General features: G+C 63.7%; 18 protein-coding genes and 2 pseudogenes. 17 read left to right on the forward strand and 3 right to left on the reverse strand.

Going from position 1 to position 18,152, the window contains the following annotated elements; all coding sequences use genetic code 11:
* The first annotated feature begins 3 nt into the window (after positions 1 to 3).
* The 14 genes and pseudogenes from QIY50_02450 to QIY50_02515 all read left to right on the forward strand — a co-directional run bounded on the left by QIY50_02450 (position 4) and on the right by QIY50_02515 (position 13,578).
* Positions 4 to 198 carry a CcoQ/FixQ family Cbb3-type cytochrome c oxidase assembly chaperone gene (locus QIY50_02450; protein WGV21168.1) on the forward strand — a complete coding sequence of 65 codons (195 nt, stop codon included), beginning with the start codon at positions 4 to 6 and terminating at the stop codon, positions 196 to 198.
* Positions 195 to 1,133, forward strand: a complete 939-nt coding sequence (gene ccoP / locus QIY50_02455; GenBank protein WGV21169.1) for a cytochrome-c oxidase, cbb3-type subunit III — start codon at positions 195 to 197, stop codon at positions 1,131 to 1,133. Before QIY50_02450 ends, ccoP (QIY50_02455) begins: the two co-directional genes overlap by 4 nt.
* A gap of 443 nt (positions 1,134 to 1,576) precedes the next feature.
* Positions 1,577 to 3,019 carry a cytochrome-c oxidase, cbb3-type subunit I gene (gene ccoN / locus QIY50_02460; GenBank protein WGV21170.1) on the forward strand — a complete coding sequence of 481 codons (1,443 nt, stop codon included), beginning with the start codon at positions 1,577 to 1,579 and terminating at the stop codon, positions 3,017 to 3,019.
* Positions 3,019 to 3,627 (forward strand): cytochrome-c oxidase, cbb3-type subunit II, encoded by a 609-nt coding sequence (gene ccoO / locus QIY50_02465; GenBank protein ID WGV21171.1) that lies wholly within the window; start codon positions 3,019 to 3,021, stop codon positions 3,625 to 3,627. The genes ccoN and ccoO overlap by 1 nt, the downstream gene beginning before the upstream one ends.
* Before the next feature lie 5 nt (positions 3,628 to 3,632).
* Entirely contained in the window at positions 3,633 to 3,830 is a 198-nt protein-coding gene (locus QIY50_02470; GenBank protein ID WGV23142.1) for a cbb3-type cytochrome c oxidase subunit 3, read from the forward strand.
* Positions 3,827 to 4,805: pseudogene (ccoP, locus tag QIY50_02475) on the forward strand (cytochrome-c oxidase, cbb3-type subunit III). Before QIY50_02470 ends, ccoP (QIY50_02475) begins: the two are co-directional and overlap by 4 nt.
* 258 nt (positions 4,806 to 5,063) lie before the next feature.
* On the forward strand, positions 5,064 to 6,479 hold the full coding sequence (gene ccoG, locus QIY50_02480; protein WGV21172.1) for a cytochrome c oxidase accessory protein CcoG: 1,416 nt from the start codon (positions 5,064 to 5,066) through the stop codon (positions 6,477 to 6,479).
* A 15-nt stretch (positions 6,480 to 6,494) separates the two neighbouring features.
* A pseudogene (locus QIY50_02485) lies at positions 6,495 to 7,023 on the forward strand (FixH family protein).
* 136 nt (positions 7,024 to 7,159) lie between these two features.
* Complete coding sequence (locus tag QIY50_02490) at positions 7,160 to 9,634, forward strand: heavy metal translocating P-type ATPase (GenBank protein ID WGV21173.1); 2,475 nt, start codon at positions 7,160 to 7,162, stop codon at positions 9,632 to 9,634.
* Positions 9,613 to 9,828 carry a cbb3-type cytochrome oxidase assembly protein CcoS gene (gene ccoS / locus QIY50_02495; GenBank protein WGV21174.1) on the forward strand — a complete coding sequence of 72 codons (216 nt, stop codon included), beginning with the start codon at positions 9,613 to 9,615 and terminating at the stop codon, positions 9,826 to 9,828. Before QIY50_02490 ends, ccoS begins: the two co-directional genes overlap by 22 nt.
* A complete protein-coding gene (locus tag QIY50_02500) occupies positions 9,821 to 10,504 on the forward strand; it encodes a sulfite exporter TauE/SafE family protein (GenBank protein WGV21175.1) in 684 nt (227 codons plus the stop codon). Before ccoS ends, QIY50_02500 begins: the two co-directional genes overlap by 8 nt.
* A 168-nt stretch (positions 10,505 to 10,672) precedes the next feature.
* Positions 10,673 to 12,055 carry an oxygen-independent coproporphyrinogen III oxidase gene (gene hemN, locus QIY50_02505; protein ID WGV21176.1) on the forward strand — a complete coding sequence of 461 codons (1,383 nt, stop codon included), beginning with the start codon at positions 10,673 to 10,675 and terminating at the stop codon, positions 12,053 to 12,055.
* Between the two features lie 184 nt (positions 12,056 to 12,239).
* The gene (gene fnrA / locus QIY50_02510) at positions 12,240 to 12,974 is read left to right on the forward strand and encodes a Crp/Fnr family transcriptional regulator FnrA (GenBank protein ID WGV21177.1); all 735 of its coding nucleotides are present in this window, start codon (positions 12,240 to 12,242) and stop codon (positions 12,972 to 12,974) included.
* Positions 12,975 to 13,029: 55 nt separating this feature from the next.
* Positions 13,030 to 13,578, forward strand: coding sequence for an adenine phosphoribosyltransferase (locus QIY50_02515; protein ID WGV21178.1), 549 nt, complete (start codon positions 13,030 to 13,032; stop codon positions 13,576 to 13,578).
* A 41-nt stretch (positions 13,579 to 13,619) separates the two neighbouring features.
* Here QIY50_02515 and recR read toward each other — a convergent pair whose 3' ends face one another.
* The 3 genes from recR to dnaX form a co-directional block, all read right to left on the reverse strand.
* Positions 13,620 to 14,222 (reverse strand): recombination mediator RecR, encoded by a 603-nt coding sequence (gene recR, locus QIY50_02520; GenBank protein ID WGV21179.1) that lies wholly within the window; start codon positions 14,220 to 14,222, stop codon positions 13,620 to 13,622.
* Between the two features lie 146 nt (positions 14,223 to 14,368).
* Complete coding sequence (locus QIY50_02525) at positions 14,369 to 14,704, reverse strand: YbaB/EbfC family nucleoid-associated protein (protein ID WGV23143.1); 336 nt, start codon at positions 14,702 to 14,704, stop codon at positions 14,369 to 14,371.
* Positions 14,705 to 14,768: 64 nt separating this feature from the next.
* Positions 14,769 to 16,829 (reverse strand): DNA polymerase III subunit gamma/tau, encoded by a 2,061-nt coding sequence (gene dnaX, locus QIY50_02530; GenBank protein WGV21180.1) that lies wholly within the window; start codon positions 16,827 to 16,829, stop codon positions 14,769 to 14,771.
* Between the two features lie 122 nt (positions 16,830 to 16,951).
* Here dnaX and QIY50_02535 point away from each other — a divergent pair, with 122 nt between their 5' ends.
* The 3 genes from QIY50_02535 to QIY50_02545 are packed head-to-tail and all read left to right on the forward strand — an operon-like array spanning position 16,952 to position 18,143.
* Positions 16,952 to 17,707 (forward strand): transporter substrate-binding domain-containing protein, encoded by a 756-nt coding sequence (locus tag QIY50_02535; protein ID WGV21181.1) that lies wholly within the window; start codon positions 16,952 to 16,954, stop codon positions 17,705 to 17,707.
* A 44-nt stretch (positions 17,708 to 17,751) separates the two neighbouring features.
* On the forward strand, positions 17,752 to 17,931 hold the full coding sequence (locus QIY50_02540; protein ID WGV23144.1) for a hypothetical protein: 180 nt from the start codon (positions 17,752 to 17,754) through the stop codon (positions 17,929 to 17,931).
* Between the two features lie 32 nt (positions 17,932 to 17,963).
* Complete coding sequence (locus QIY50_02545; GenBank protein WGV21182.1) at positions 17,964 to 18,143, forward strand: hypothetical protein; 180 nt, start codon at positions 17,964 to 17,966, stop codon at positions 18,141 to 18,143.
* The last annotated feature ends 9 nt before the right edge of the window (positions 18,144 to 18,152 follow it).

An 18,152-nucleotide genomic window follows, 5' to 3' on the forward strand; every position in this document is an offset into this window, starting at 1 on the left:
GCGATGGAAATCGACATCGGCATGATCCGCGGCCTGGGTACCCTGGTGGTGATGATCGCCTTCATCGGGCTCACCCTGTGGGTATTCAACCGCCGCCGCGACCATGATTTCGCCGAAGCGCGCCTGCTGCCCTTCGTCGACGACCGCCTGCCCTCTGCCGGACAGGAACCTGCTGCAAAAAGGAGTAACGGGCAATGACCACCTTCTGGAGTACGTACATCTGCGTACTGACCATCGGTAGCCTGATTGGCCTGACCTGGCTGTTGCTCGCCACCCGCAAGGGCCAGGGCAACACCACCGACCAGACCATGGGCCACAGCTTCGACGGCATCGAGGAATACGACAACCCGCTGCCCAAGTGGTGGTTCTGGCTGTTCGTCGGCACCCTGGTATTCGCGGTCGGCTACCTGATCCTCTACCCGGGCCTGGGCAACTGGAAGGGCATCCTGCCGGGCTATGAAAACGGCTGGACCGGCGCCAACGAATGGCAGAAGGAAATGGACAAGGCCGACGCGAAATTCGGCCCGATCTTCGCCAGGTACGCCGCCATGCCCGTGGAAGAAGTGGCCAAGGACCCGCAAGCACTGAAGATGGGCAGCCGCCTGTTCGCCTCCAACTGCTCGGTGTGCCACGGCTCGGATGCCAAGGGTGCCTATGGCTTCCCCAACCTCACCGACAAGGACTGGCGCTGGGGCGGCGAAGCGGAAACCATCAAGGCTTCGATCATGAACGGTCGTCACGGCGTGATGCCGGCCTGGGCTGAAGTGATCGGCGAGCAGGGCGTGGCCGATGTGGCCGCGTTCGTGCTCACCGACCTTGCAGGCCGCAGCCTGCCTGAAGGGGTCAAGGCCGACGCGGCCAAGGGCAAGGATATCTTCGCCGGCAACTGCGTGGCCTGCCACGGCCCTGAAGGCAAGGGCACTCCAGCCATGGGCGCGCCAGACCTGACCCACCCGCAGGCGTTCATCTACGGGTCGAGCTTTGCCCAGCTGCAGCAGACCATTCGTTATGGCCGCCAGGGTCAGATGCCAGCGCAGGCGGAGATTCAGGGCAACGACAAGGTGCACCTGCTGGCGGCGTATGTGTATAGCCTGTCGCAGGATCAAGCTTCGCCAGACCTGACAGCCAAGTAACACCCATTCGCGGGCTCGCCCGCTCCCACAGGTCAACCACAGATTTCAAGTATTGTGGTGAACCTGTGGGACCGGGCAAGCCCGCGAAGGGCTGCAAAGCAGCCCCTCCCCCGCTCTACCCCCTCCTTGCACCCCCTCCGAACACAACTAAGCTTGTTGCCTCAGTGGGCCTCGCTCCGAAAGGACCGAAGCAGACGCGGCGCGTAGCCTGTCGCCGTCCCGATAAAAAGCTTGACCGATCGATCAGAAAAAGACGAAAAACGGTACACATTACAAATATTTATTTGTGTACAATCGTCCAGACCCGATCGCTGCGGGACATCAGTGAACGGGCTCGGGCACGGGTCGGCGTACCAAAGTTGCGTTGCGGTAACCTCGGTGGTTATCAATACTGGCGCCGATTTTTCGACCAACAAGAACATCAAAACCGTGGAACCTTAGCAATGAGCACAGCAATCAGTCCGACTGCTTATAACTATAAGGTCGTCCGCCAGTTCGCCATCATGACGGTGGTCTGGGGGATCCTTGGCATGGGCCTCGGCGTCTTCATCGCCTCGCAGCTGGTATGGCCGCAACTGAACCTGGACCTGCCCTGGACCAGCTTCGGCCGCCTGCGTCCGCTGCACACCAACCTGGTGATCTTCGCCTTCGGGGGCTGTGCGCTGTTCGGCACCAGCTACTACGTGGTGCAGCGCACCTGCCAGACCCGGCTGATCTCCGACAGCATGGCCGCCTTCACCTTCTGGGGTTGGCAGGCGGTAATCGTCGGCGCGCTGATCACCCTGCCGATGGGCTACACCACCACCAAGGAATACGCCGAGCTCGAGTGGCCGCTGGCGATCCTGCTGGCCATCGTCTGGGTCACCTACGGGCTGGTGTTCTTCGGCACCATCGTCAAGCGCAAGACCAAGCACATCTATGTCGGCAACTGGTTCTACGGCGCCTTCATCGTGGTTACCGCGATGCTGCACATCGTCAACCACATCTCCCTGCCGGTAAGCCTGTTCAAGTCGTACTCGGCCTACTCCGGCGCCACCGACGCGATGATCCAGTGGTGGTACGGCCACAACGCCGTGGGCTTCTTCCTCACTACCGGCTTCCTGGGGATGATGTACTACTTCGTACCCAAGCAGGCCGAGCGCCCGATCTACTCGTATCGCCTGTCGATCGTGCACTTCTGGGCACTGATCACTCTGTACATCTGGGCCGGCCCGCACCACCTGCACTACACCGCCCTGCCCGACTGGGCACAGTCGCTGGGCATGGTGATGTCGATCATCCTGCTGGCACCCAGCTGGGGCGGCATGATCAACGGCATGATGACCCTCTCCGGTGCCTGGCACAAACTGCGCACAGACCCGATCCTGCGCTTCCTGGTGGTGTCGCTGGCGTTCTACGGCATGTCCACCTTCGAAGGCCCGATGATGGCGATCAAGACCGTGAACTCGCTGTCGCACTACACCGACTGGACCATCGGCCACGTCCACGCCGGTGCCCTCGGCTGGGTGGCGATGATTTCGATCGGCGCCGTGTACCACATGATCCCGCGCCTGTATGGCCGCGAGCAGATGCACAGCGTCGGCCTGATCAACGCGCACTTCTGGCTGGCCACCATCGGTACCGTGCTGTACATCGCCTCGATGTGGGTAAACGGCATCACCCAGGGCCTGATGTGGCGCGCCATCAACGATGACGGCACCCTCACCTACTCCTTCGTCGAAGCCCTGCAGGCCAGCCACCCTGGCTATATCGTCCGCGCCCTGGGCGGTGCGTTCTTCGCCAGCGGCATGCTGCTGATGGCCTACAACGTGTTCCGTACCGTACGTGCCGCCAACCCGGCACAGGCCGAGGAAGCCGCCAAGATCGTCGTCGTGGGAGCGCACTGATGAAGCATGAAGCCGTCGAGAAGAACATAGGCCTGCTGGCCTTCTTCATGGTCATCGCCGTGAGCGTCGGTGGCCTGACCCAGATCGTCCCGCTGTTTTTCCAGGACGTCACCAACAAGCCCGTGGAGGGCATGAAGCCGCGCACCGCGCTGGAACTGGAAGGCCGCGATATCTACATCCGCGAAGGCTGCGTGGGCTGCCACTCGCAGATGATCCGCCCGTTCCGTGCCGAAACCGAACGCTACGGCCATTACTCGGTGGCCGGCGAGAGCGTGTGGGACCACCCGTTCCTGTGGGGCTCCAAGCGCACCGGGCCGGACCTGGCCCGGGTTGGTGGCCGCTACTCCGATGACTGGCACCGTGCGCACCTGTACAACCCGCGCAACGTGGTACCGGAATCGAAGATGCCGTCGTACCCGTGGCTGGTCGAGCACAAGCTCGACGGCCAGGACACCGCGAAGAAGATGGAAGTGCTGCGCACCCTCGGCGTGCCGTACACCGACGCCGACATCGCCGGGGCCCGCGACGCGGTCAAGGGCAAGACCGAAATGGACGCCATCGTCGCGTACCTGCAGGGTCTTGGCACCATCATCAAGAGCAAACGGTGACGCTGATGGATATCGGGATGATTCGCGGCCTGGGCACCGTCGTGGTGATGGTGGCCTTCGTGGGCCTGGCGCTGTGGGTGTTCAACCCACGGCGCAAGAAGGACTTCGACGAAGCGACCCAACTGCCTTTCGCGGATGACCCCGCAGCCTGCCGCCACGTCGAGCAAGAGCACGAAAAAGCTTCTGGGAGCAAAAAACAATGACAACCTTCTGGAGTCTGTACGTTACCGTCCTGACCCTGGGCACCATCTTCTCGTTGACCTGGCTGCTGCTGTCGACCCGCAAGGGCCAGCGCGAAGAGGTCACCGACGAAACCGTCGGGCATGCCTTCGATGGCATCGAGGAGTACGACAACCCGCTGCCGAAGTGGTGGTTCTGGCTGTTCGTCGGCACCATCGTCTTCGCCCTCGGCTACCTGGTGCTGTACCCGGGCCTGGGCAACTGGAAAGGCGTCCTGCCGGGCTACGCGTACCTGGATAAACGACAAGCAGACCGAGTTCTCCAACGGCCAACCGGGCTGGACCGGTGTGCATGAGTGGGAAAAGGAAATGGCCAAGGCCGACGCCCGCTTCGGGCCGATCTTCGCCAAGTTCGCCGCCATGCCTATCGAAGAAGTGGCCAAGGACCCGCAGGCACTGAAAATGGGCGCGCGGCTGTTCGCCTCGAACTGCTCGGTGTGCCACGGCTCCGACGCCAAGGGTGCCTTCGGCTTCCCCAACCTGACCGACAACGACTGGCGCTGGGGTGGCGAGCCGGACACTATCAAGACCACCATCATGGGCGGCCGCCACGGCGTGATGCCGGCCTGGGCCGAGGTGATCGGTGATCAGGGTGTGGCTGACGTGGCGGCGTTCGTGGTCAGCAAGCTGGATGGCCGTACGCTGCCGGAAGGCGCGAAGGCCGATGCCGAGAACGGGCAGAAGATCTTTGCCGCCAACTGCGTGGCCTGCCACGGACCTGAGGGCAAGGGTACGCCAGCCATGGGCGCGCCGAACCTGACCCACCCGCAGGCATTCATCTACGGTTCGAGCTTTGCCCAGTTGCAGCAGACCATTCGTTATGGTCGCCAGGGGCAGATGCCGGCCCAGGAACAGCTGCAGGGGAATGACAAGGTGCACTTGCTGGCTGCATATGTGTACAGCCTGTCGCAGCAGGCTGAGCCGGCCAAGGCCGAGTAAGCAGGCCCGGCCTCTTCGCGGGCTTGCCCGCGAAGAGGCCGGTACAGCCTTGCATTTGTTGCAGGCCCCATGACCTGGATCAATTGACACCCGCCATAACACGATTCACGCCACGAACCCAACGCGACTAAAGGTCGCAGCGCGACCCCATACTGCCATCAGCGGCGTATCATGGGCCGCAGAGCGCTAGCAGATTGCGCGAGACTGCGGCCGGCACGCACTGGCTGCGGCGTTTCTCCACTGCCGTGGGACTTGATGATGAGCAAGCAAATTCCGGTACATGACGTCACCCCGCCTGCCAACAAAGGGAAGGATTCCGTCGATCTCTACGCCTCCCGGGAAAAGATCTACACACGCGCCTTCACCGGCCTGTTCCGACGCTTGCGCATGGTCGGCGGGGCGGTGCTGTTCCTGCTGTATTTCGGCACCGTGTGGCTGAACTGGGGCGGCCACCAGGCCGTGTGGTGGAACCTGCCCGAGCGCAAGTTCTACATCTTCGGCGCCACCATCTGGCCGCAAGACTTCATTCTGCTTTCAGGCATCCTCATCGTTGCTGCCTTCGGCCTGTTCTTCATCACCGTGTTCGCCGGCCGGGTGTGGTGTGGCTACACCTGTCCGCAAAGTGTGTGGACATGGATTTTCATGTGGTGCGAAAAAATCACCGAAGGCGACCGCAACCAGCGCATGAAGCTCGACAAAGCTCCCATGAGCGGCAACAAGTTCCTGCGCAAGTTCGCCAAGCACAGCCTGTGGCTACTTATCGGTTTCGTCACCGGCATGACCTTCGTCGGCTATTTCTCGCCGATCCGCGAACTGGCCACCGAATTCTTCACAGGCCAAGCCGACGGCTGGGCCTACTTCTGGGTCGGCTTCTTCACCCTCGCCACCTACGGCAACGCCGGTTGGCTGCGCGAGCAGGTATGCGTGTACATGTGCCCCTACGCGCGCTTCCAGAGCGTGATGTTCGACAAGGACACGCTGATCGTTTCCTACGACCCGCGTCGTGGCGAAACCCGCGGCCCGCGTAAAAAGGACATGGACTACAAGGCCGCAGGCCTGGGCGACTGCATCGACTGCACCATGTGCGTGCAGGTCTGCCCCACCGGCATCGACATCCGTGACGGCCTGCAGATCGAGTGTATCGGCTGCGCCGCGTGCATCGACGCCTGTGACAACATCATGGACAAGATGAACTACCCCAAAGGGCTGATCAGCTACACCACCGAGCACAACCTGTCCGGGCAGAAGACCCACCTGCTGCGCCCGCGCCTGATCGGCTATGCCGTGGTGCTGCTGGTGATGATGGTCGGTCTGGCCACCGCCTTCGCTACCCGTTCACTGGTCGGCTTCGACGTCAGCAAGGACCGCGTGCTGTACCGCGAGAACGCCCAGGGCCGGATCGAGAACGTGTACAGCCTGAAGGTGATGAACAAGGACCAGCGTGACCACGTCTACGTGCTGGACGCCACCGGCCTGCCGGACCTGAAGCTTGAGGGCCAGCGCGAGATCCGCGTGGACGCTGGCGATATCGTCAGCCTGCCGGTGCAATTGTCGATCGCGCCCGAGAAACTGCCGTCGACCACCAACGAAATCACCTTCATCCTCAAGAGCGCCGATGACAGCGACGCCCAGGTTGAAGCCAAGAGCCGCTTTATCGGCCCACAGATCCGCTAAGAGAGATAACCCACAATGCCTGCCACCGCCGCCAGCCCTTGGTACAAGCACCTCTGGCCCTGGATCATCATCGGCATCCTCGCCACCTCGGTGTGCCTGAGCCTGACCATGGTCAGCATCGCCGTGCAACAACCCGGACAACCTGGTGAACGACAACTACTACGAGGCTGGCAAGGGCATCAACCGCTCGCTGGACCGTGAACTGCTGGCACAGACGCTGGGCCTGAAGGCCGGCGTGCATCTGGATGAGCTGACCGGCGAAGTCGATGTGCGCCTGGCCGGCAACAGCGACCCGCAGAGCCTGGAACTGAACCTGATTTCGCCCACCCAGCCGGAGAAAGACCGCAAGGTGCTGCTGAGCCGGGTCGAGGCCGGGTGCTATGTGGGGCAGTTGGAGGACAAGGTTGACGGGCGTCGTTTCGTTGAATTGCTGGGTAGTGAAGGTGGCCAGGTATGGCGCTTGTTCGAGGAAGAGAAGGTCGAGCACGGTGTGACCTTGCAGTTGGGTGACGAAGCTTTGCAAGGTGCCGAGCACCAGCAGTAGCGACACCGCAAACCCCTGTGGGAGCGGGCATGCCCGCGAATGCGACAGCTCAGGCAAAGGTGTTTTCAGGCCTGACGCTTTCGCGGGCATGCCCGCTCCCACAGGGTTTCCTATGTGCCTGAGCAGTGCTTGCCTTATGACCCAGCCCAACCCCTGCTACCACTGCGCCCTGCCCGTCCCCGCCGGCAGCCGCTTCACCGCCGTGGTCCTCGGCCAGCCTCGGCAGTTCTGCTGCCCCGGCTGCCAGGCGGTGGCCGAGTCGATCGTCGCCGGCGGCCTCGAGCACTACTACCAGCACCGTAGCGACAACAGTGCCAACCCCGAGGCCCTGCCCAGGCAGCTACAGGACGAACTAGCCCTGTATGACCGCAGCGACGTGCAACAGACCTTCGTCCGTCACCAGGGCGAACTGGCCGAAACCACCCTGTTGCTCGAAGGCATCAGCTGCGCCGCCTGCGGCTGGCTGATCGAAAAGCACCTGCGCAACCTGCCCGGCGTCGCCGAAGCGCGCCTGAACCTGTCCAACCACCGCCTGCTGCTGAACTGGGACGACAAGCAACTGCCGCTCTCGCGCCTGCTCGCCGAGCTGCGCCAGATCGGCTACGCCGCCCACCCCTATCAGCCCGACCAGGCCGCCGAGCAACTGGCCCGGGAAAACCGCAGCGCCCTGCGCCGCCTGGGCGTGGCAGGGCTGCTGTGGTTCCAGGCGATGATGGCAACCATGGCTACCTGGCCGGAATTCAACATCGACCTGTCACCCGAACTGCACACCATCCTGCGCTGGGTGGCGCTGTTTCTGACAATCCCCATTGTATTCTACAGCTGCGCACCCTTCTTCAAGGGCGCGGCACGCGACCTGCGCACCCGCCACCTGACCATGGACGTTTCGGTGTCGCTGGCCATTGGCCTGGCCTTCGGCGCCGGTATCTGGACCGCCATCACCGGCAGCGGCGAGCTGTATTTCGACACCGTGGGCATGTTCGCGCTGTTCCTGCTCACCGGCCGCTACCTGGAGCGCCGTGCCCGCGAACGCACCGCCGCGGCCACGGCGCAGCTGGTCAACCTGCTGCCGGCCTCGTGCCTGCGCCTGGACGCCGTCGGCCACAGCGAACGCATCCTGCTCAGCGAACTGCAGTGTGGTGACACGGTACAGGTGCTTCCAGGCGCGGTAATACCCGCCGACGGGCGCATCGTCGAAGGCCGCTCCAGCATCGATGAATCGCTGCTGACCGGTGAATACCTGCCGCAACCGCGGCAGGTCGGCGAGCGGGTTACCGGCGGCACCCTGAATGTTGAAAGCACCCTGAACGTGCAAGTCGAAGCCCTCGGCCACGACTCGCGGTTGTCGGCCATCGTCCGCCTGCTGGAACGCGCCCAGACCGAAAAACCGCGCCTGGCCGAAATCGCCGACCGCGCCTCGCAGTGGTTCCTGCTGTTCTCGCTGCTGGCCGCCGCGGCCATCGGCCTGTGGTGGTGGTACCTGGACCCGGCGCGGGCGTTCTGGATCGTATTGGCCATGCTGGTAGCGACCTGCCCTTGCGCGCTGTCCCTGGCTACGCCAACGGCGCTGACTGCAGCCACCGGCACCTTGCACAAGCTCGGCCTGCTGGTAACCCGTGGCCATGTGCTGGAAGGCCTGAACCAGATCGACACGGTGATTTTCGACAAGACCGGCACGCTGACCGAAGGCCGCCTGACCTTGCGCAGCATCCGCCCGCTCGGCAGCCTGCCCGCCGACCGCTGCCTGGCCTTGGCTGCGGCACTGGAGAACCGCTCCGAACACCCCATCGCCCGCGCCTTCGGCCGCACCGCCACGCCTGCTGACGATGTGCAGACCGTACCGGGCCTGGGCCTGGAAGGGCTGGTCGAAGGCCAGCACCTGCGCATAGGCCAGGCCACCTTCGTCTGTGCCCTGAGCGGCGCGGAAGTCCCCGGCGTGCCGGAGCCACGCGGCCAGTGGCTGCTGCTGGGCGACGGCCAGGGCCCGCTGGCCTGGTTCGGCCTGGACGACCGCCTGCGCGACGACGCCCCTGCACTGCTGGCAGCCTGCAAGGCCCGTGGCTGGCGCACGCTGCTGCTGTCGGGCGACAGCTCGCCGATGGTTGCCGAAGTGGCCGCGCAACTGGGTATCGACCAGGCCATCGGTGGCCTGCGCCCGGACGACAAACTGGACCGGCTGAAGGCGCTGCAGGCGGCCGGGCGCAAGGTGCTGATGCTGGGCGACGGGGTCAACGACGTGCCGGTGCTGGCCGCCGCCGACATCAGCATCGCCATGGGCAGCGCCACCGACCTGGCCAAGACCAGTGCCGACGCCGTGCTGCTGTCCAACCGCCTGCAGGCGCTGGTACAGGCCTTCGCACTGGCCCGCCGCACCCACCGCAACATCCTCGAGAACCTGCTGTGGGCGACCCTGTATAATGGCCTGATGTTGCCGTTCGCCGCACTTGGCTGGATCACCCCGGTTTGGGCAGCCATCGGCATGTCGGTCAGTTCGCTGATCGTGGTACTCAACGCCCTGCGCCTGACCCGCCTGCCTCTGGCATCGGGCTTGCCAGCGAACCATGCGCCCCTGCCCGGGAGGAAGTCGCCATGCCCGCCCTCTATGTCATGATTCCCGCGGCGCTGCTGCTGGTCGGCGTGGCCGTGTACATCTTCTTCTGGGCAGTGGACAGCGGCCAGTACGACGATCTGGAAAGCCCTGCCCACAGCATCCTGTTCGACGACCAGGACCCGCGCCACCAGGCGGCGGTGAAGCCTGACGACAGCCAGGCCGATACTGACAAGGAACCCCCACCCCGTGCCTGACCTGCTGCCCCTGCTGGGCTCTGCGATGATCCTCGGCCTGCTCGGCGGCGGCCACTGCCTGGGCATGTGCGGCGGCCTGATGGGTGCGCTGACCCTGGCCATACCACCCGAACAACGTGGCCGGCGCTTGCGCCTGCTGCTGGCGTACAACCTGGGGCGCATTCTCAGTTATGCCTGTGCCGGCCTGCTGCTGGGCCTGGCCGGCTGGGCCGTGGCCAGCAGCCCGGCGGCGCTGGCACTGCGGGTGGTGGCGGCGCTGCTGTTGATCGCCATGGGGCTATACCTGGCCGGCTGGTGGAGCGGGCTGACCCGCATCGAGGCGCTGGGCCGGGGGCTGTGGCGGTATATCCAGCCAGTGGCTTCACGCTTGCTGCCGGTGTCCAGCCTGCCCCGCGCATTGCTGCTGGGGGCGCTGTGGGGGTGGTTGCCCTGCGGGTTGGTGTACAGCACCTTGCTGTGGGCGGCCAGCCAGGGTAATGCCGGGTACAGCGCGGCGCTGATGCTGGCGTTCGGGGTGGGGACATGGCCGGTGTTGCTGGCTACCGGATTAGCCGCGGAGCGGGTAAACATTTTGTTGAGATGCCGCAGTGTGCGGGTGGCTGGCGGTGTGCTGGTGATGCTTTTTGGCATCTGGACCCTGCCCGGGCCGCATCAGCACTGGTTGATGGGGCATTGATGGGGCCGCTCTGCGGCCCTTCGCGGGCATGCCCGCTCCCACAGGGCCATGCGTATACCCTGCGAAGGCTCGCAGAGCAGCCCTGATGCCCTTGATACAAATCAACACAGATTCCTACAGACGGCCATAGACTCCGGGGCACTGCTGCTCTTTCCGGGGACCGCCCTCATGCTCGACGACATTCGTTGGGATACCGACCTGATCCGCCGCTACGACCTGGCCGGGCCACGCTACACCTCCTACCCGACCGCCGTGCAACTGCACAGCGAAGTGGGCTCGTTCGACCTGCTGCACGCCCTGCGCGAGAGCCGTCGGGCCGTGCGCCCGCTGTCGCTGTACGTGCACGTGCCGTTCTGCGCCAACATCTGCTACTACTGCGCCTGCAACAAGGTCATCACGAAGGATCGCGGCCGTGCCGCGCCCTACCTGAAGCGCCTGGAGCAGGAAATCCAGCTGATCGCCTGCCACCTCGACTCCAAACAACGTGTTGAACAGCTGCATTTCGGCGGCGGCACACCGACCTTCCTCAGCCATGTGGAGTTGCGCCAGCTGATGGCCACCCTGCGCCAGCACTTCCACCTGCTGGACGACGACTCCGGCGACTATGGCATCGAGATCGACCCGCGCGAAGCCGACTGGTCGACCATGGGCCTGCTCCGAGAGCTGGGCTTCAACCGGGTCAGCCTGGGCGTGCAGGACCTCGACCCGACCGTACAGCGCGCGGTCAACCGCCTGCAGAGCCTGGAACAGACCCGAACCCTGATCGAAGCCGCGCGCACCCTGCAGTTCCGCTCGATCAACCTCGACCTGATCTACGGCCTGCCCAAGCAAACCCCGGAAGGCTTTGCCCGCACCGTCGAAGAAGTGATCCGCCTGCAACCCGACCGCCTGTCGGTGTTCAACTATGCCCACCTGCCCGAGCGCTTCATGCCGCAACGGCGTATCGACAGCAGCGACCTGCCCAGTGCGGCCGCCAAACTGGAGATGCTGCACGCCACCATCGACCAGCTGACCGCAGCTGGCTACCGCTACATCGGCATGGACCACTTCGCCCTGCCCGACGACGAGCTGGCCATCGCCCAGGAAGAAGGCACCCTGCAGCGCAACTTCCAGGGCTACACCACCCATGGGCACTGCGACCTGATCGGCCTGGGCGTGTCGGCCATCAGCCAGATCGGCGACTTGTACTGCCAGAACAGCAGCGACCTCAACAGCTACCAGGACAGCCTGTCCAACGCCCAGCTGGCGACCCAGCGCGGTCTGCTGTGCAACCACGACGATCGCATACGCCGGGCGGTGATCCAGCAGCTGATCTGCCATTTCGAGCTGGATTTCGAGCCGATCGAACAGGCCTTCAGCATCGATTTTCGTGGCTACTTCAATGACCTCTGGCCAGAACTGCTGACCTTGCAGCGCGACGGCCTGATCCGCCTGGACGACAAAGGTATCCGCATCCTGCCGGCCGGCCGCCTGCTGGCGCGCTCGGTGTGCATGGTATTCGACGTCTACCTGGCAATGCACAACCGCCAGCGCTTTTCGCGGGTGATCTGATACCGGGTCATTCAACCGCATGGACAAGTTTCCTTGCCAGGCACACCATGGGTCACAGCGAAGGCCCCGGCGCACCCGCCGGGGCCAGTCCAGCTCGCACCACAACAGCGCACGCTGGCCTACAACCTACGCCGTGAGTTACCCTTACGTCTTATGTGTGCTTTCCCACAAGGATCGAATGAAAATGTCCGAGCCAGTCAAACTGCGCCCACACAACCAGGCCCATTGCAAGGACTGCAGCCTGGCCCCCCTGTGCCTGCCCCTGTCACTTAACCTGGAAGACATGGATGCACTGGACGAAATCGTCAAGCGTGGGCGACCGCTGAAAAAAGGCGAGTTCCTGTTCCGCCAGGGTGACAATTTCGGCTCGGTCTACGCAGTGCGTTCCGGCGCCCTGAAAACCTTCAGCCTCAGCGACAGCGGCGAAGAGCAGATCACCGGCTTCCACCTGCCCAGCGAGCTGGTCGGCCTGTCGGGCATGGACACCGAGGCTTATCCGGTGTCGGCCCAGGCCCAGGAAACCACTTCGGTGTGCGAGATCCCGTTCGAGCGCCTTGACGAACTGTCGGTGCAGCTGCCGCAGCTACGCCGCCAGCTGATGCGAGTAATGAGCCGGGAAATCCGCGACGATCAGCAAATGATGCTGCTGCTGTCGAAAAAAACCGCCGACGAGCGTATTGCCACCTTCCTGGTCAACCTTTCGGCGCGCTTCCGCGCCCGAGGCTATTCGGCCAACCAGTTCCGCCTGAGCATGTCGCGCAACGAAATCGGCAACTACCTGGGCCTGGCGGTGGAAACCGTGTCGCGGGTCTTCACCCGCTTCCAGCAGAATGGCCTGATTCGTGCCGAAGGCAAGGAAGTGCACATTCTCGACCCGATCCAGCTATGCGCGCTGGCCGGTGGTGCAATGGAGGCCTGAGGCCGGCGTTTAGCGGGTATACTTGGCCATTCGTTTTCCCAGGATACCCGCAACAATGCACAGCGACGCCTTCGACCTCAAAGCCTTGATCCGCCCGGTAGTGGACTTCCCCAAACCGGGCGTGATCTTCCGCGATATCACCCCGCTGTTCCAGTCACCGCGCGGGCTGCGCTATGTGGCCGACCAGTTCATCGAGCGCTATGTCGAAGCCGAGTTCAGCCACATCGGCGCCATGGATGCGCGGGGCTTTCTGATTGGCTCGATCATCGCCCACCAGCTGAACAAGCCACTGATCCTGTTCCGCAAGCAGGGCAAGCTGCCGGCTGACGTGCTGAGCGAAGGTTACCAGACCGAGTACGGCGAAGCCTTCCTGGAAGTGCATGCCGACAGCCTGTGCGAAGGGGATTCGGTGTTGATCTTCGATGACTTGATTGCTACTGGCGGTACGCTGCTGGCAGCGGCCAACCTGGTGCGTCGAACCGGGGCGCAGGTGTTCGAGGCGGCGGCGATCATCGATCTGCCGGAGCTGGACGGGTCGCGCCGACTGCAGGCGGCCGGGGTACCGACGTTCTGCCTGACCGAGTTTTCTCTTAGCGAATACTGAGTTGGGTTTTGGGGCTGCTTTGCGGCCCCTACAATTCTGAATCAGAGCGAAATCGGCCGACGCCCTGCAAACGCATGGGCCAAAGTGCCGCCGTCGACTAACTCCAGCTCGCCCCCCAGCGGCACACCATGGGCGATCCGCGACGCCACCAGCCCCTTCTCGCTCAGCAACTGGGCAATGTAATGCGCCGTCGCCTCCCCTTCCACCGTCGGGTTGGTCGCCAGGATCACCTCGGTGAAGGTGCCCTGCTCCTCGATCCGCGCCATCAGCTGCGGAATCCCGATCGCCTCCGGCCCCAGCCCGTCCAGTGGTGACAAGTGGCCCTTGAGCACGAAGTACCGGCCACGGTAACCGGTCTGCTCCACCGCATATACATCGGTCGGCCCCTCGACCACGCACAACTGGGTGTCGTCACGGCGCGTGTCGGCGCATTGCGGGCACAGTTCCTGCTCGGTCAGGGTGCGGCACTGGCGGCAATGCCCAACCCCTTCCATGGCCTGGGTCAAGGCCTGGGCCAGGCGCAGGCCGCCACTGCGGTCACGCTCGAGCAGTTGCAGGGCCATGCGCTGGGCGGTTTTCTGGCCGACACCTGGCAGGATGCGCAGGCCGTCGATCAGTTGGCGGATGAGGGGGCTGAAGCTCATGGGAAAGGCCTGACAAATCAATAAGAGGCGGTTTATACCCAGCGGGGGCGGTGGCGTCAAATCAGCCATGCGCACATCGTAAGGCTTGCGCGCACAAAAAAACCGCCGCTGAACATCAGCGGCGGTTTTCGGTAACGCAAATGCCCTTAGAACGGCATCTTGAAGCCCGGCGGCAGTTGCATGCCGGCGGTCATGCTGCCCATCTTGTCCTGGCTGTTCTGCTCGACCTTGCGCACGGCGTCGTTCAGCGCCGCTGCGATCAGGTCTTCCAGCACTTCCTTGTCGTCTTCATCAGTCGACATCAGGCTCTGGTCGATGCTGACACGCTTGACGTCGTGACGACCGGTCATCACCACGCTCACCAGGCCGCCACCGGACTGGCCGGTAACTTCGGCGTTGGCCAGCTCTTCCTGCATCTTCTGCATCTTTTCCTGCATCTGCTGGGCCTGCTTCATCAGGCCGGCCATGCCACCTTTCATCATGGGGGTATACCTCGATTGGGTCATGTGATGCGGCCCGGCACCTGGCCAGCCGCATGGTTATCCGTTACTGGCCCTGGTTAACCAGGGCTTCTACAGGCTCAATAGTATCCTGCCGCACCTTGGCACCGAACAGCTTGATCATCTGCTGGATCAACGGATCCTGCTCGATCGACACCACGGCCTCGTGCTGGCGCTCTCTACGCTTGCGCGCCGCGGCCTGGGCCGGGGTTTCCTGCTCGGGCAGGATCAGCTCGATACGCAGGTTCAGCGTGCGCCCCAGGTGCTGGTTGAGCGCTTCGTTCAGGCGCCGCTGCTGGGTGGCGTTGAACAGCGCACCCTGGCCAGGGTCCAGGTGCAGCAGCCAGTCGTCGCCCTCAGCGGCAATCAACGTACAGTTTGCCGCGATGTTGCCTGTCATCCCGGATACAGGCAACTGTGGGAATAATTCCAGCCATTGCAAGGCCAGGCCGGTAGCAGGCTTGGCCGCTGGCAACGGTTCGGCGACCGGCTTGGGCGCGTCTTCCTGGACGTGTTCGGCCAGTTCGTCCAGGTAACTGAAGCCGACCGGGTCGCTTTCGCCACCGTAATAGTCTTCGTCCAGCGGCGGCTCGTCGTCGCGGTCCATGCCTACCGCGGCATAGGCAGATGGGTCGAACGGCGGCTCATCATCGTGCGCCGGGGCGGCAGGCACGGGCGCAGGCGCTGGTTTCGGCGCAGGCGCAGGTACGGGCTCGGCCACTACCGGTGCAGGCGCTGCAGCGGGCTCTTCCCATGGCAGGTCAACCACCTCTGCCACCGGTTCCGGTTCTGGTTCGCTGACCGGGGCAGGTTCAGCTGCCACTACAGGCTGGACAACCGGCTGTGGCGCTGGCTCGACCGGCGCGGGCGCCTGTGGCGCGACAACCGGTGCAGCAGGTTCCACTGCAGCAGCGACGGGCGGCGCCACGGCAACCGCCGGCGCTGCCACCGGTGTTGCAGGATCAGCTGTGGCCTGGCTGATCCCCACTGGCTTTAGTACCGGCTTCGGCGCGTCGTCGGTGTCGGCCGGGCGGAACGCCAGCATGCGCAACAGGACCATTTCGAAGCCGCCACGCGGGTCCGGCGCCAGGGGCAGGTCACGGCGGCCAATCAGGCCCATCTGGTAATAGAACTGCACGTCCTCGGCCGGCAATGCCGAGGCCAGCGCCAGCACCCGGTCGCGATCGCCTTGGCCGTTGTCCACCGCTTCCGGCAGCGCCTGGGCAATTGCCACGCGGTGCAGCACATTGAGCATCTCGGCCAGCACGCCAGCCCAGTCCGGCCCTTGCTCGGCCAGGTTGCGCACGGCTTCCAGCAAGGCCCGGGCATCGCCATCCAGCAGCGCCTGCAACACACCATAGACCTGGCCATGGTCGAGGCTGCCGAGCATGGCCCGCACATCGGCGGCCAGCACCTTGCCTTCGCCAAAGGCGATGGCCTGGTCGGTCAGGCTCATGGCGTCGCGCATCGAGCCATCGGCCGCGCGGCCCAGCAGCCACAGGGCATCAGGCTCGAACGGCACGTTTTCGGCAGCCAGTACGTGGCTGAGGTGCTCGACCACCCGCTCCGGGCTCATGTTCTTCAGCGAGAATTGCAGGCAGCGCGACAGAATGGTAGCTGGCAGTTTCTGCGGGTCGGTGGTGGCGAGGATGAACTTGACGTAGGGTGGCGGCTCTTCCAGCGTCTTGAGCAAGGCGTTGAACGAGTGGGTCGAGAGCATGTGCACTTCGTCGATCAGGTAGACCTTGAAGCGCCCACGGCTCGGCGCGTACTGCACGTTATCGAGCAGTTCGCGGGTGTCCTCGACCTTGGTGCGGCTGGCGGCGTCGATCTCGATCAGGTCGACGAAACGGCCCTCGTCGATTTCCCGGCACACCGAGCAAGTGCCGCACGGCGTGGAAGTAATGCCGGTTTCGCAGTTCAGGCACTTGGCGATGATACGGGCGATGGTGGTCTTGCCCACGCCACGGGTACCGGTGAACAGGTAGGCATGGTGCAGGCGCTGGTTGTCCAAGGCGTTGATCAAGGCCTTGAGCACATGGGCCTGGCCGACCATTTCGCGGAACGAGCGCGGACGCCATTTACGTGCAAGAACCTGATAACTCATCGAAAAACCATCGTAGCCTGATCGAGCGGAAGATCGCTAATGCTAGCGGAGCGGGGGCAAAATTGCACCCTGCGCCGCTCGGCTAAGCTATGAAACTGTACGCTGTCCAGGGAGGATAAGCCTTGCGAAGATTACTGGCCTTGCTGTTGCTCTGGACCTCGCAGGGCATGGCCGAACAGCCGGTGCTGCGCTTTTCCGTGGCCGAGAGCTGGAGCATGCCGCTGGTGCGCATCGAAGGTGACCGGCCGGTTGAAGGCCTGCTGTACGACCTGACCCAGGCGCTAGCCAAAGAGGTGGGCGCACGCCCTGTGTACCATGTGATGGCCCGCCTGCGCCTGCAGGAGGCCATGGACCACGGAGATATCGACGTGCGCTGCTATGTCAGCAGCCAGTGGTTCGATGCCCCTCCGAGGCATTTTGTCTGGAGCATTCCATTGATTCGCCAGCGCGACCTGCTGGTAGGCCGCCCGGGCGACAGTCCCCTGCTATCTCCGCAACAACTGCCACCCCAGGCGATCGGCACGGTGCTGGGCTATACCTATTCGACCCTGCAGCCTTTGCTTGACCAGGGCCGACTGCACCGTGAAGACAGCCGCAACCAGTTGCTGGTGCTACAGAAGTTGCAGGTCGGGCGGTATCGGCATGCGGTAAGCAACCAGTTGTCGTTGCAGTGGTTCAACCAGGGCTTGCCGACGGAACAGCGCTTGCACGCGCTGGCGGTGCTGGAGGAACAGGACCTGGGGTGCATGGTGCGCAACGACCCGGCGATACCGGCACAGGAAGTGTTGCGGGCACTGGTGCGGATGAAGCAGTCGGGGGAAATCGAGCGAATGGTGCAGCGGTATGGGGGTATGGGGGTTTTGGCGACTCGGCCTTGATTTGGGTGGGGCTGACAGCTGTTCGCCGATAGTTTTTTTATTGCCTGTTAGATCGAGCGCCGCCCGCGCGGCAAATTGGCAACACCAAGCTTGTCGCCGAGACTCACAAACTCGTGGCAGAAACGCGTAAGCTCAAGCGAGAGACGTTCTGGTACCCGTTGTTGGTTGGCGCGACGGTGGTGACGGCCGTCGCGGGTATCATGGCTCTAACCAACAAACTCTGAGTCTTCGCCAATCCAGATGTCAGGAGTAACAAATGCCCCGCCCTGCCCAAAATCACTCTGAGCAGTTACGCAGCGAAGCCGAAATGCTCGCCGACGAGATACGCAAGCTCAGAGAGTCTTCTCCTTGGGAGGCGTTGATCCCGTTTAGCATCGGTGCAGGGTTTGCCTTGGTACTGCTGATTGCAGGCGTGCTGATCATGCGCTCACTCTAACCCCCGGCC

This window comes from Pseudomonas putida (genome assembly GCA_029953615.1).
Lineage (GTDB): Bacteria > Pseudomonadota > Gammaproteobacteria > Pseudomonadales > Pseudomonadaceae > Aquipseudomonas.